The organism is Ruegeria sp. AH12 (genome assembly GCF_056541465.1).
In genome coordinates, this window is sequence record NZ_JBQFYL010000001.1 from 49858 (window position 1) to 63572 (window position 13715).

Sequence of the window (13715 nt, forward strand, 5' to 3'; positions counted from 1 at the left end):
ATGCAAAAGGAACCAGGCCATGGTCTCACGTGTAATTCCTGTAGACCCGTTTGACCTCGTGCTGTTTGGCGCGACGGGCGATTTGGCGCAACGCAAGATCCTGCCCGGGCTGTATCACCGTTTTGAGGTCGGTCAGATGCCCGAAGATGCGCGTATCATTGGTACGGCGCGCTCGGACATGGACAGTGAAGGGTTTCGCAAACAACTGCGCGCGTCAATGGATGAGTTTGCCCCGAAGTACGATAAGGGCATTTTGGATCGGTTCCTGTCACGCGTCGACTATGTCCCAGTGGATGCGCTGGGTGATTCAGGATGGCCTGATCTGGCAAAATCGCTGCGACCTGATGTGGTGCGCGCTTTCTATCTGTCCGTGGGCCCCAGCCTGTTTTCGGGTATCGCGCAACGGCTGCACGATCATGGATTGGCCACGCCTGACAGCAGGATCGTGGTGGAAAAACCCTTTGGCCATGATCTGGCCTCGGCCAAGGCGTTGAACGAAGGGTTGCGCGCCTGTTTCGAAGAGCATCAGATTTATCGTATCGACCATTATCTGGGCAAAGAAACCGTACAGAACCTGATGGCGCTGCGTTTTGCCAACTCCTTGTTCGAACCGCTCTGGAACGCCACACATGTCGATCATGTCCAGATCACAGTGGCTGAGACGGTGGGGGTTGAGGGGCGCGGCGCTTACTATGATCAATCCGGCGCGATGCGGGATATGATCCAGAACCATCTGGTGCAATTGCTGTGTCTGACGGCGATGGAGCCACCTTCGAAATTTGCACCCAACGCGGTGCGGGATGAAAAGGTCAAAGTGATCGAAGCGCTGGAACCCGTTGAGCCCAAAGATATCGCGCGCGGTCAGTATCGCACGGGCAAGGGCAGCGATGGCTATCTGGATCATGTTGGTGACCCGGCCAGTCGCACTGAAAGCTATATCGCGCTGAAGGCGCATATCGGCAATTGGCGCTGGGCGGGTGTGCCGTTCTACCTGCGCACGGGCAAACGTCTGAGGGCTCGTGAATCTGAGATCGCCGTGTTCTTCCGCGATCCTCCGCATACGATTTTCCCGAATGTTGGCCCTTTGCATGGCAACGTGCTGGTGATCCGCTTGCAGCCGGATGAGGGCATCACTTTGCGCACCACGATCAAGGAACCGGGGCAGGGCGGTTTCCGTCTGTCCGACGTGGCGCTGGACATGAGCTTTGCCGACGCGCTGGGCGACGATGGTCAATCCCCCGACGCTTACGAACGCCTGATCATGGACGTGATCCGCGGCGATCAGACTTTGTTCATGCGCGGGGACGAAGCCGAGGCTGCCTGGGCCTGGGTCGATCCCATCATTCACGGCTGGGAAGAGCGTGGCGACAAGCCCGCAAAATACGATCAGGGCAGTTCAGGGCCCGAAGAAGCATTGATGCTGATGCATCGCGATGGACGCCGCTGGCGTCAGATCGGAGGGTAATCATGGTCAATACAGTTATTTCCGACGTCACCAAACGTATCATCGACCGCAGCACCGACTTGCGCGGCCCGCATCTTGAACGGATGGAGCAGGCCAAATCCAAAGGCCCAGCCCGTGCGCATCTGTCCTGCAGCGGTCAGGCGCACGCCTATGCCGGTGCGGGTGAGGATCAGAACTCGATGGCGACTGGGACGGCTGGGAATCTTGGCATCGTCACCGCCTATAACGACATGCTCTCGGCTCACCAGCCGTTTGAGCGTTATCCCGAGCTGATCCGTCAAGCGATCCGCGCGGCAGGTGGCACGGCACAGGTCGCAGGCGGGGTTCCCGCCATGTGCGACGGCGTAACCCAAGGCGAGGCGGGGATGGAGCTGTCGTTGTTCTCGCGCGATGTGATCGCGCTGGCGACGGGCGTGGCTCTCAGCCACAATACCTATGACGCGGCGGTGTTTCTGGGAGTCTGCGACAAGATCGTACCAGGCCTGATCATCGGCGCGCAGGCTTTTGGCCATCTGCCTGCCGTCTTCCTGCCGGCTGGTCCGATGACCAGCGGTCTGCCGAATGACGAAAAAGCCAAGATCCGTCAGCAATTCGCTGCCGGAGAGGTTGGTCGCGACGCCCTGATGAAGGCTGAAATGGCAGCTTACCATGGCCCCGGCACCTGCACCTTCTACGGTACCGCCAACACCAACCAGATGTTGATGGAGTTCATGGGCCTGCACCTGCCGGGCTCCAGCTTCGTCAACCCCAACACGCCTCTGCGCGATGCTCTGACCGAGGAAGGCGCGCGCCGCGCCCTGTCTCTCAGCGCTTTGGGTAACCACTACACACCGGTCTGCCAGATCCTCGACGAACGCGCTTTCGTCAATGGTATCGTTGGCCTGATGGCCACGGGTGGCTCCACCAACCTGCTGATCCATCTGATCGCCATGGCGCGCGCGGGCGGCATTGTTCTGGATTGGGAGGATTTCTCGGATATTTCTGCCGTGGTCCCTCTGGTCGCGCGGGTCTATCCTAACGGTCTGGCCGATGTGAACCACTTCCACGCCGCCGGGGGCTTGGGCTTTACCATCAGCACACTGCTGGATGATGGGCTGCTGCACCCTGACACACTGACCGTCGCGGGGCAGGGCCTTCACAACTACACCAAGGAACCCAAGCTGAAAGACGGCGAGTTAGTCTGGGAAGACGGTGCAGGCCATAGCCTGAATGAAAAGATCGTGCGTCCGGCCAAGGATCCGTTTCAGTCCACCGGTGGCCTGTCGCGCCTGACCGGAAATCTGGGCACCGGCGTGATGAAGGTCTCAGCCGTGGCACCCGAACACCAGGTGGTCGAAGCACCTGTCCGTGTGTTTCACGACCAGAACGACGTCAAAGCCGCCTTCAAGGCCGGAGAGTTCACTGATGACGTCATCGTCGTTGTTCGATTCCAGGGCCCGAAGGCCAACGGCATGCCCGAGCTGCACTCGCTGACGCCGATACTTTCGATCCTTCAGGGTAGGGGCCAAAAGGTCGCCCTGGTCACCGATGGCCGCATGTCTGGTGCATCGGGCAAGGTTCCCGCCGCCATCCATGTCTGCCCTGAGGCGCTGGACGGTGGTGCCATCGGCTATCTGCAAGACGGTGATCTGCTGCGCGTTGATGCGGTCAGGGGTGAGCTTGAAATCCTCACACCCGGCGTCCTCGACCGTACCCCAGCCACTGCTGATCTATCTGCCAACCAGCACGGCGTCGGCCGCGACCTCTTCGGCGCGTTCCGCCAGAATGTCGGGTCCGCCGACACAGGTGCCAGCATTTTCGGAGTTTAACCCATGTCCAAAACCCAACGCACCCGCGAGATCTGCGCGCTGGCCCCCATCGTTCCCGTGCTGGTCGTGGATGACGCTGCCCACGCCCGCCCTCTGGCCGAGGCGCTGGTTGCAGGCGGCCTGCCCGCGCTTGAAGTCACTTTGCGCACCCCGGCCGCGTTGGAGACCATCCGCGCCATGGCGGACGTGCCCGGAGGCGTCGTGGGCGCAGGCACGCTGGTCACCCCCGAAGACGTCCGCGCCGCCAAAGAGGCGGGCGCGCAGTTTGGCGTCTCGCCCGGCGCGACCGATGCTCTGATCGCCGCCTGCGAAGCCGAAGGCCTGCCCCTTCTGCCTGGCGCGGCCACCGCGAGTGAGGCGATGGCCCTGCTGGAAAAGGGCTATGACATGCTGAAATTCTTCCCTGCCGAGGCCTCGGGCGGCGCACCGGCCCTGAAAGCCATAGGGGCGCCCCTGCCTCAGATCACTTTCTGCCCTACAGGCGGAGTATCGCCCTCGAATGCCCGCAACTATCTTTCGCTGTCCAACGTGATCTGCGCCGGTGGCAGCTGGGTCGCGCCAAAGCAGATGGTTCAAGAGGGCGACTGGTCCGGGATCGAAGCGCTTGCGCGTGAGGCGACCCACCTGACGGATTGACGCCGCAAGGCGAAACGCTAGGGTAGGCCACAAGTTAAGCAGGTTACCCTCATGACAAACCAAACCTCCCTCGTGCATGGGCGCGAGTATCTGGCCATTCCGGGCCCTTCGGTGATGCCCGACGCGGTGCTACAGGCCATGCACCGTCCTTCGCCCAACATTTACGACGGCGCGCTGATCGAGATGATGCCCGCGCTGACACAGGATCTTAAGCGCGTGGCCCGCACCGACCAGAATGTCGCGATCTATATCGCCAACGGCCACGGCACCTGGGAGGCCGCGCTGTCGAACGTGATCGCGCCCGGCGAAACCGTTCTGGCCCCGGCCTCTGGTCGTTTCACCTATGGCTGGGCCGAGATGGCCGAAGGGATTGGCGCCAAGGTCAAAACGATTGATTTCGGCACATCTTCTCCGTGGGATTTCGAGCAAATTGCGGATGTGCTGCGGGCCGACCAAGCACATGAGATCAAGGCAGTTCTTGCCGTCCATGTGGATACATCCAGCTCGATCCGCAATGATATCCCAGCCTTGCGCGCGCTGCTGGACGAGTTGAACCATCCGGCGCTGTTCATGGCGGATTGCATCGCCTCACTCGGGTGCGACCGGTTCGAAATGGACGCCTGGGGCGTCGATGTGACAGTCACCGCCTGCCAAAAAGGGCTGATGACGCCGCCCGGAATGGGCTTTGTCTTCTTTAACGACAAAGCGCAGGCAAAACGGGCCGCAATGCCTCGTGTCTCGCTCTATTGGGATTGGCAGCCGCGCGCCAATCCTGAATTATTCTACCAATATTTTGACGGCACCGCGCCGACACATCACCTTTATGGTCTACGTGCAGCGCTCGACATGATTCATGCAGAGGGTATCGAAAACGTCTGGGCCCGTCACCGGCACCTTGCCAAAGCGATCTGGGCGGCCTGCGAGGTCTGGGCGCAGGGCGGTGCCCTCCATTTCAATGTCACCGATCCGGCCTATCGCAGCCATGCGGTCACCGCCCTGCGCCTGACCGAAAGGCGTGGCACACCGCTGCGCAACTTTACCGAAAATCACCTCGGTCTTACGCTCGGCATTGGATTGGGGATGGAGGACTGGGACGGCTGTTTCCGCCTCGGCCATATGGGCCATGTAAACGCTCAGATGGTTATGGCGATGCTAGGCGGCGTGGAAACTGCAATGGCGGCCTTGAACATACCACGCGGCAACGGCGCGCTCGAGGCTGCTGCGACGACTTTGGCCAACCAGGCCTGATCCGCTTCATCTGGCCATAAATATCCCGGGGGAGGCGCGCGCAGCGCGGCGGGGGCAGGGCCCCCTAACTCAACCTGCCGATCCACCCGACCGCGCAGCCTGCAACGCGATCGGCAGAGCCCTGGACAAAGCCCATAGATCATCTTCGGTACCATAACTGATGCGGATGCAGCGGTTTTGCGGGGCAACAAATGGCATCCGAACAAAAATGCCTTGCGCCACGAGGGATGCCAACACCGCCTTGGCAAACTCGCCATCTTCACCGCAATCAATTGCGACGAAATTTGTGGCCGAAGGCAAAGCGATCAGCCCATTCTCACGCGCGATCTCGCCAATGCGGTGGCGTGCGGTTTCAATGCGGTGTTGCACTTCGGTCAGCCAAGCCTGATCTGCCAACGCAGCCAGTGCCCCCGCTTGTGCTGCGCGGTTCATTCCAAAGTGGTTGCGTATCTTGTTGAAGGCCAGGATCAACTCGGGCGCACCAATGGCATATCCAACCCGCGCGCCTGCCATGCCGTAGGCCTTGGAAAATGTGCGCATGCGGATCACGCGCGGATCATCGGCTTGCAAAGGGGCTGCTGTGCCTTCCGGAGCGCATTCCACATAGGCCTCGTCCAACACCAGCAAACATCCCTCGGGCAGAGCGTCCATCGCGGCAACAATATCTGCTCCGCTATGCCAGCTGCCCATCGGGTTGTCAGGATTGGCCAGATAGACCAGTTTCGCGTCGACCTCGGCTGCTTTCGCAAACAGGGCCTGTGGGTCTTCCTGATCCCTGGCATAGGGCACCTTGTGCAAAACCCCGCCATAGCCCGCGACATGGTAGTTAAAGGTCGGGTAGGCTCCATCCGAGGTCACAACCGCATCGCCCGGCTCGACAATCAGGCGCGCCAGATATCCCAGCAACCCGTCGATCCCTTCGCCAACAACGATGTTCTCGGGGGCGATCCCATAATGATCCGCCAGAGCGTTGCGCAGATCGTGGTTTTCGGGATCACCATACATCCAGATCTCGGCACTTGCCCCACGCATGGCTTCAATCGCACGGGGCGAGGGGCCGAATACGTTCTCATTTGCGCCAAGGCGCGCCGAAAACGGCGCACCGCGCTGACGTTCCTGCGTTTCAGGGCCAACAAACGGCACGGTTGCGGGCAGTGTTTGGGTAAGCGATGTATAGCGTGGTCCAGTCATAGGCGCAGATAAACGTATGCGCACAGTTGGGGCAAGCATGTGCATTGCCCTGACGTCGCAGTGGAACTGAACCCCCATTTCGGGCCATGTTGGTCCAAACAGTGTTGGGAGGCCATCATGGCACGCGTATCCGTCGAATACCGCAATCACATTGCCCATGTCACCCTGACGCGGGGCGACAAGATGAACGCGCTGGACGACGCGATGATCAAGGCCTTGTTGGGTGCCGGTCAAGAGGTCGCCACATCCGATGCACGCGCTGTTGTCCTGTCTGGCGAGGGCAAAAGTTTTTGCGCCGGGCTCGACATGGCCAGCTTTGCAAGCATGGCGCATAAAGACCCGACCGAATGGCTGATGACCCGCAGCCACGAAGACGCCAATGAGATGCAGGAGCTGGCCTTGATCTGGCGCCGTGTTCCGGTTCCAGTGATCTGCGCCATTCAGGGCGTGGCCTATGGCGGCGGGCTGCAGATCGCACTGGGCGCAGATATCCGCATCGCGCATCCCGAGGCCAAACTGGCCGTGATGGAAATGAAATGGGGCATCATACCGGACATGGGCGGCATGGTCCTGCTGCCTCGGCTGGTTCGCTCGGATGTTCTGCGGCTGTTGACCTATACTGCCCGTCCCATCGGCGCATCTCAGGCGGCGGCCTGGGGGTTAGTGACAAAGCTGTCTGATGATCCGCTGACCGAAGCCTTGGCAATCGCCGAAAACATCGCTGGTCAAAGCCCCTCTGCAATCCGGGCCGCCAAACGGCTGATCGGGGTGGCCGAAACCCGGGGCCGCCAGGATGTTTTGTTGGCCGAGTCTTCAGAGCAAGTGGACCTGATCGGAAAGCCCGATCAGATGGAAGTTGTCATGGCTCAGATGCAAGGTCGAAAACCGGAATTCAAATGATCAACGCATAAAAGCGCGTCGCGCATCGCGCGCCATATGATACCGCATCTCCAGATCTGCGATCCTGGCCATTGCCGCTTTGCGCGCCTCGGGGTCGGACAGGGTTGCATATTCCTTGCGCGCCGCATCCAGTTGCTTTTTGACATCGAATTCTTCAGGCAGAACCCCGGCCTGTGCCATGATCCGATGACCGGCTGCGATCGCAGGATCGCCCTGCGCCTCGCCCGAACGGTCAGGCAACGGGGCACCTTCGCCATCAAGGCCCTGCAACTGGCCCTCGGCCTGCGCCTTTTTGATCTGGCGTTCAACCAGTTTTCCAAGCGATCCGAACATGCGTGTATCGTATCAATATCGAAAACTAGACGAAAGGGATCAGCGTATTTTGTTTGTCACAAGATAAGCGATACCACCTGCCAACAATCCCCAGACCGCAGCGCCCAGACCAAAGACACTGACGCCCGAAGCCGTAATGGCCAGAGTCAGAATGGCGGCCTCGCGCTCGGCTGGCACATCCAGTGATGCGTGCAAGGCATTGGCCATCACCCCTATCAGCGCCACACCTGCCAACGTGCCCATCAACAGCGGGTCGGCATTAGCTGCGAAGCTGGTGATTGCGACGGCAAAGATACCGAACAGGCAGTAGAACACGCCCCCCATGATCGCGGACCAATAGCGCAGGGCAGGGTCGCGGTGACTGTCTTCGTTCGAACACATCGCAGCGGTAATTGCGGCCAGGCAGGTTGCGGGTGCGCCAAAAGGAGCGGAGAGCAGACTTGCGCCCCCAACGGCCGAGAACAACCGACCTGCGTCTGGCTTGTAGCCAAAGCTGCGGATCACGGCGACACCGGGAATGTTCTGCGTAGCCATTGTCACGATGAAAAGCGGCACGCCTATCCCTATTGCGGACGCGACTGAAAACGTAGGCGTGGTCCATACCGGGGCGGTCACCAGTTGATCGGGCAGCAACTGGGCGTCCCCGGCATTCAACGTCACCACAATGGCCGCCGCGATCACAGCGGCAGGAACGGCGAATAGACGATTGAAACGACCTGCGATGAACCAGATCAGAATCACCGGCAGGGCCTGCCAAGGTATCTCTACCGCTGCTTTGAAAGGCACCAGACAAAGTGGCAAAAGCACGCCAGCGAGCATCGCCTGAGCCAGCGTAGTCGGGATCGCCGCCGCCAGGCGTCCCAGCGGTTTCCAGAGCCCGGCCAGAACCGTCAGAGCTCCGGCGCATAAGAACGCTCCGATAGCGCCGGAATAGCCCTCCACCGGCGTGGCCGAAACAGCCAGCAGCGCAGCCCCCGGGGTGGACCACGCGACGCTGATTGGCAGCTTGTAGACTGTGCTTAGAACGATGGCGGCCAATCCCATTGCGATGGCCGCGCTCATCAGGCCGGATGCGGCCTGAGCGGGTGAGGCACCCATGGCGGCCAAGCCCTGCAAGACAATCGGGAACGAGCTAAAGAACCCAACGATAGCGACCACCAACCCGGTTGAAACCGTCTGCATCGGGGGAAAGCGCTGTGTCATTGCGTCCTCAGGGGTTGCCACTTGCATTTGCTAACAACCGCAGCCTGCAGGCAACAAGGCCAAAAGCGTCAGAGAAAAGGAAAACCCCGCCATAACGTGTGGCGGGGTTTTCGAGTTGGGCGATTGTGGAAAGATGAAGATCAGGCGATTTCGGCCAGACGGGCAAGAGCCTCGTTCAGTTTCGCCTCTTCTTCCTCGCGGGCGGCAAGGTTGGCTTTGGCCTCTACAACCACTTCCTCCGGGGCGGAGGCCACGAATTTGGGGTTGTTCAGACGGCCGCGCAGGCCGCCGAGTTCCTTGGCCAGTTTGCCCTTGGCTTTTTCCAACCGTTCCTTTTCCGCGCCGATGTCGATGATGTCTGCCAACGGCAAGCCGAAGGACGCACCGGGCGCAGCGATCGAGATCGTGCCTTTGGGCAGCTCGTCGGCTTTGGTCAGGCTGTCGATCCGCGCCAGACGTTTGATCAGCGCTTCGTTGCGATCCCATGCGGCTTGGCCGTTCGCGTCGATCTCGGTCACCAGCATGGGCACATAGAGGCCAGCCGGAACCCGCATCTGCGCACGGGCCGAGCGGGTGTTTTCGATCACCGAGATCACCCAGTTCATCTCGCGATCCGCATCGGCGTCGATCAGGTCAGCGGCGGCGTAGGTCGGCCAGTCGGCGTGAACGACCATCTTGGCACGGTCGCCGGTCAGGCCCCACAGCTCTTCGGTGATGAAGGGCATGATCGGGTGCAGCAGGACCATGCACTGATCCAGAACCCAACGCATCGTAGCGCGGGTTTCGGCCTGAGCCTCGGCGTCATCGCCTTGCAGCAAGGGTTTTGACAGCTCCACATACCAATCGCAGACCTTGCCCCAGACAAAGGCGTAAAGCCCGTTGGCCGCGTCGTTGAAGCGATAGCTTTCCAGTGCAGCATCGACCTCTTCCCGCACGCGGGCGGTCTCGCCGATGATCCAGCGGTTCACGGCGGCTTTGGGCTTCAGATCGGCCACGTCCCGTTGCGGCACGGCATCGGTGAACACCTCGTTCATCTCGGCAAAGCGGACGGCATTCCACAGCTTGGTGCCGAAGTTGCGATAGCCGGTGATGCGCTCGCGCGACAGTTTCAGCACGCCGCCAATCGCCGCCATCGAGGCATTGGTAAAGCGCAGCGCATCGGCGCCGAATTCGTCCACGATTTCAAGCGGGTCGATGACGTTGCCGGTGGTCTTGGACATCTTCTTGCCCTTCTCGTCACGGACGAGCTGGTGCAGGTAGACGGTGTGGAACGGGATCTGATCGACCACGGCCAGTTGCATCATCATCATCCGGGCGACCCAGAAGAACAGGATGTCGAAGCCAGTGATCAGAACGTCCGTGGGGAAGTAGCGTTCCAGCTCCTCGGTCTGCTCGGGCCAGCCCAGCGTGCCGATGGGCCAGATGCCGGAGGAGAACCAGGTGTCGAGGACGTCTGGGTCGCGGATAAGGCCAATTCGTCCGAGCTCTGGCGCGTTGTCCGAGAAATTGACAAGTCTATCTTGCGCATCTTTGAACGATCCAGCTTCGAAGACATCGTAGATCAGTGCCCCATCGACATCTCGGTGCTCTTCAGCGCACATCCGAGCAGCTTCTTCGAAGTTCGCGGCACAATACATGCGGAGGTTTTGAGGCTCATAGCTCCAATGAACCTCTCGCGTCTTTTTGTTGTGCCCTTTAGCTCGAAGACCCGGCCCATACCAAACCGGAATCTGATGCCCCCACCACAACTGGCGCGAGATGCACCAGGGCTCGATGTTTTCCAGCCAGTGGTAATAAGTCTTCTCGCCCGACTCGGGGATGATCTTGACCGTGCCGTCCTTGACCGCGTCCAGCGCAGGGCCGACGACCTTTTCGGCGTCGACGAACCACTGGTCGGTGAACATCGGCTCGATGACCACTTTCGAGCGGTCGCCGAAGGGCTGCATGATCGGTTTGCTCTCGACCAGCGGCACCAGCTTGTCCGCGCCTTCGTGATCCGGCTTCAAAGCGGTCGAACCCAGACGCGGATCATCCGCGCGCGTCATGACGGCCAGACCATCTGCGGTGATCTCTTCCACGACCTTTGTGCGCGCCTCGAACCGGTCGAGCCCGCGCAGGTGGTCGGGTATCAGGTTGATCGCGTCGATCTCGTTTTCGGTGAACGCCCGCCCGCGCGCGTATTCCTGCGCCTTGTCCGCTTCTTCAGCGTAGGGCGCACCGTCAGCCCTCATCGCGCCTTTGGTGTCCATCAGGCGGTACATCGGAATGCCGCCGCGCTTGGCGACCATGTTGTCGTTGAAATCATGTGCACCGGTGATCTTCACCGCGCCCGAGCCGAAATCGGGATCGGGGTAGTCATCGGTGATGATCGGAATCTGGCGGCGATGCTCTTTCGGACCAACCGGGATTTCGCAGAGTTTGCCGATGATTGGCGCGTAACGCTCATCCGATGGATGAACCGCAACCGCGCCGTCACCCAGCATGGTTTCAGGGCGGGTCGTGGCGATCGAGATATAATCGCGCTCTTCCTCAAGAACGATATTCCCGTCCTCGTCCTTCTCGACATAGGTGTAGGTCTCGCCACCGGCCAGCGGGTACTTGAAGTGCCACATGTGGCCTGCGACTTCGATATTCTCGACCTCAAGGTCCGAGATCGCGGTCTCGAAATGCGGGTCCCAGTTGACCAGACGCTTGCCGCGATAGATCAGGCCCTTTTCGTACATGTCGACGAAAACCTTGATCACTGCATCGTGGAAATTGGCCGAATTCTCGTGCCCCGTGCGCGGATCGCCCGCAGCGCCTGCCATAGTGAAGGCGTTACGCGACCAGTCGCAGGAGGAGCCGAGGCGTTTCAACTGCTCAATGATCGTGCCGCCGTATTCGCCTTTCCATTCCCAGACTTTCTCAAGGAATTTCTCACGCCCCAGTTCAGTGCGGCTGGGCTGCTGCGTGGCGGCCAGCATCTTTTCCACCTGCATCTGCGTGGCGATGCCCGCGTGGTCCTGACCGGGCTGCCACAGCGTGTCGAAGCCGCGCATCCGGTGCCAGCGGATCAGGATGTCTTGCAGCGTGTTGTTGAACGCATGGCCCACGTGCAACGCGCCCGTTACGTTGGGCGGCGGGATCATGATGGTAAAGCTCTCATCGCGCGAGCGGTTCGCGCCTGCCTTGAAGGCTCCGGCCTGTTCCCAGGCCTCATAGATGCGGGCCTCGGCCTCGGCCGCGTTGAATGTCTTTTCCATCGCCATGGGGTGCGTCCTGCGTCATCGAATTGAGGGTCAGCGCCTGCAATAGCGAAAGGTTTGCGAAAGTGGAAGGCTTTGCCGCCAATTCCCCTCAGCGGCGAAGTTCATCGCGACCGTGAACCACGCCACAGACAACGGATGCTCGGGTCGATCACACTCTTACGGTGTGGTCACAGGGCCGCGCGGCGGGGCAAGGTGTAGCTTTGCTGTCAGTTTCGTGACCAGATAACAGACGCTTTCTGGAGATTTGCACAGGTTTTGAACTTTCGTAATATATTCAGACATATGGTGGTTCAATTGAGGACTCTGAAACAGGTGACGGACTTGGCCATGATGCTGCCCAAATGGCTGACTAGGATCGGGATGATGGCGCAGAGGCTCACGGTTTCGTTGGGTGCCTTGCCCAGCAGGGGCAGGATGCCCATCCTTAAGTTTATCTCCATGCCGCGTTTATCAGCGCGCCTTAAGCTGGACGCTCGTGGGTGTTGCGGGGGTGAGATGCAGATGCAGAGGCTATTGGTGCGTATGCGACTAGGGTCAGGGGAGGTGCGATGCTGAGGAGCGCGCGCAACCTTACAGAGTACAGGAGTGGCTGAGATATGGTTTTGTCGCGGCTAAGCAGAAAGGTTCTGGGATGGCTTGGGCGGCCATTGCGGTCCGAGCATTCTGCCGAAGTGCGGCATCGCGAACCGATCAGCCATGTCATCATTCTGGACGGGACCATGTCGACGCTCGAACCGGGGTTCGAAACCCATGCGGGTCAGACTTACCGACTGTGCAAGGAGATGGGCAGTCAAGTGTCTGTTTTCTATGAAGCTGGCGTGCAATGGGACAGCTGGAAATCCTCGCTGGATGTGATGATGGGGCGTGGGATCAACCGGCAAATCAGGCGCGCTTATGGGTATCTGGCATCGCGGTACAAACCGGGGGATCGTATCTATTTCATGGGTTACTCACGCGGTGCCTATGGCGTGCGCAGCCTGGCCGGGGTGATCGATATGATCGGCCTGCTTAAGGCCGAGCACGCAACGGAGCGCAATATCAAACAGGCCTACCGCCACTATGAGTGTAACCCTTCTGGCACGGCGGCGCGAGATTTTCGGCGAAAGTTTTGCCATGACGACCTTGCCATCGAGATGATTGGCGTCTGGGATACGGTAAAGGCGCTTGGGTTGCGTCTGCCATTGTTGTGGCGCTGGGCGGAAGACAGGCACGCGTTCCACAACCATCACCTGGGCCAAGCCACACGCCATGGCTATCACGCCATGGCCCTGGATGAGACGCGTGAAGTCTATGAGCCGGTGCTCTGGCAGTGCAAACCCGATTTCAAAGGCCATGTTGAACAGGTCTGGTTCCGCGGCAGCCATGGAGATGTAGGTGGTCAGCTAAACGGGTTCGAACAGGCACGACCGCTTAGCAATATCTCGATGATCTGGATGCTGGATAAGGCCGAGCGACATGGGCTGCCTTTGCCAGACGGGTGGAGGGACCGGTTCCCGACAGATGCCGGTGCGCCTTCGGTGGGCACGTGGCGGGGATGGGGCAAGATTTTCCTGCTACGCAAGCATCGCAGGGTCGGGCAGGATCGTTCCGAACAGCTGCACGTCTCGGTATCGCCTCAGGACCTGCCGGGTTGGGTGCCGATGTCAAACGGAGCGTCCTATCCGGCGCGATGAGTCCAGACAC

At 60.3% G+C, this 13715-nt stretch carries 10 protein-coding genes; 6 read left to right on the forward strand and 4 right to left on the reverse strand.

Annotated features, from left to right (window positions below):
- The first annotated feature begins 19 nt into the window (after window positions 1-19).
- From zwf to ACR0EL_RS00275, 4 genes are read left to right on the forward strand one after another with little or no spacing between them, the layout of a single operon-like run.
- Window positions 20-1465, forward strand: a complete 1446-nt coding sequence (zwf, locus tag ACR0EL_RS00260) for a glucose-6-phosphate dehydrogenase (protein ID WP_480497219.1) — start codon at window positions 20-22, stop codon at window positions 1463-1465.
- A gap of 2 nt (window positions 1466-1467) precedes the next feature.
- A complete protein-coding gene (gene edd, locus ACR0EL_RS00265; RefSeq protein ID WP_480497221.1) occupies window positions 1468-3273 on the forward strand; it encodes a phosphogluconate dehydratase in 1806 nt (601 codons plus the stop codon).
- Between the two features lie 3 nt (window positions 3274-3276).
- A complete protein-coding gene (locus ACR0EL_RS00270) occupies window positions 3277-3909 on the forward strand; it encodes a bifunctional 4-hydroxy-2-oxoglutarate aldolase/2-dehydro-3-deoxy-phosphogluconate aldolase (protein WP_480497223.1) in 633 nt (210 codons plus the stop codon).
- Window positions 3910-3960: 51 nt separating this feature from the next.
- The gene (locus tag ACR0EL_RS00275) at window positions 3961-5157 is read left to right on the forward strand and encodes a pyridoxal-phosphate-dependent aminotransferase family protein (protein WP_480497225.1); all 1197 of its coding nucleotides are present in this window, start codon (window positions 3961-3963) and stop codon (window positions 5155-5157) included.
- A gap of 69 nt (window positions 5158-5226) precedes the next feature.
- On the opposite strand, the gene ACR0EL_RS00280 is transcribed toward ACR0EL_RS00275, so the two are convergent.
- Window positions 5227-6348: a pyridoxal phosphate-dependent aminotransferase gene (locus ACR0EL_RS00280; RefSeq protein WP_480497227.1), complete on the reverse strand. Its 1122-nt coding sequence runs from the start codon at window positions 6346-6348 to the stop codon at window positions 5227-5229.
- Between the two features lie 117 nt (window positions 6349-6465).
- On the opposite strand from ACR0EL_RS00280, the gene ACR0EL_RS00285 reads away from it, so the two are divergent.
- Window positions 6466-7248 (forward strand): crotonase/enoyl-CoA hydratase family protein, encoded by a 783-nt coding sequence (locus ACR0EL_RS00285; protein ID WP_480497229.1) that lies wholly within the window; start codon window positions 6466-6468, stop codon window positions 7246-7248.
- On the opposite strand, the gene ACR0EL_RS00290 is transcribed toward ACR0EL_RS00285, so the two are convergent.
- From ACR0EL_RS00290 to ACR0EL_RS00300, 3 genes are all read right to left on the reverse strand, one after another.
- Window positions 7249-7581 (reverse strand): DnaJ family domain-containing protein, encoded by a 333-nt coding sequence (locus tag ACR0EL_RS00290; RefSeq protein ID WP_353013656.1) that lies wholly within the window; start codon window positions 7579-7581, stop codon window positions 7249-7251. It lies immediately after the preceding gene.
- A 39-nt stretch (window positions 7582-7620) separates the two neighbouring features.
- Window positions 7621-8784 carry a benzoate/H(+) symporter BenE family transporter gene (locus ACR0EL_RS00295; RefSeq protein WP_480497230.1) on the reverse strand — a complete coding sequence of 388 codons (1164 nt, stop codon included), beginning with the start codon at window positions 8782-8784 and terminating at the stop codon, window positions 7621-7623.
- A 140-nt stretch (window positions 8785-8924) separates the two neighbouring features.
- Window positions 8925-12032 (reverse strand): valine--tRNA ligase, encoded by a 3108-nt coding sequence (locus tag ACR0EL_RS00300; RefSeq protein WP_480497232.1) that lies wholly within the window; start codon window positions 12030-12032, stop codon window positions 8925-8927.
- Window positions 12033-12628: 596 nt separating this feature from the next.
- Between ACR0EL_RS00300 and ACR0EL_RS00305 the strand changes: the two genes are divergently transcribed.
- Complete coding sequence (locus ACR0EL_RS00305) at window positions 12629-13705, forward strand: DUF2235 domain-containing protein (RefSeq protein ID WP_480497234.1); 1077 nt, start codon at window positions 12629-12631, stop codon at window positions 13703-13705.
- Window positions 13706-13715 lie beyond the last annotated feature (10 nt).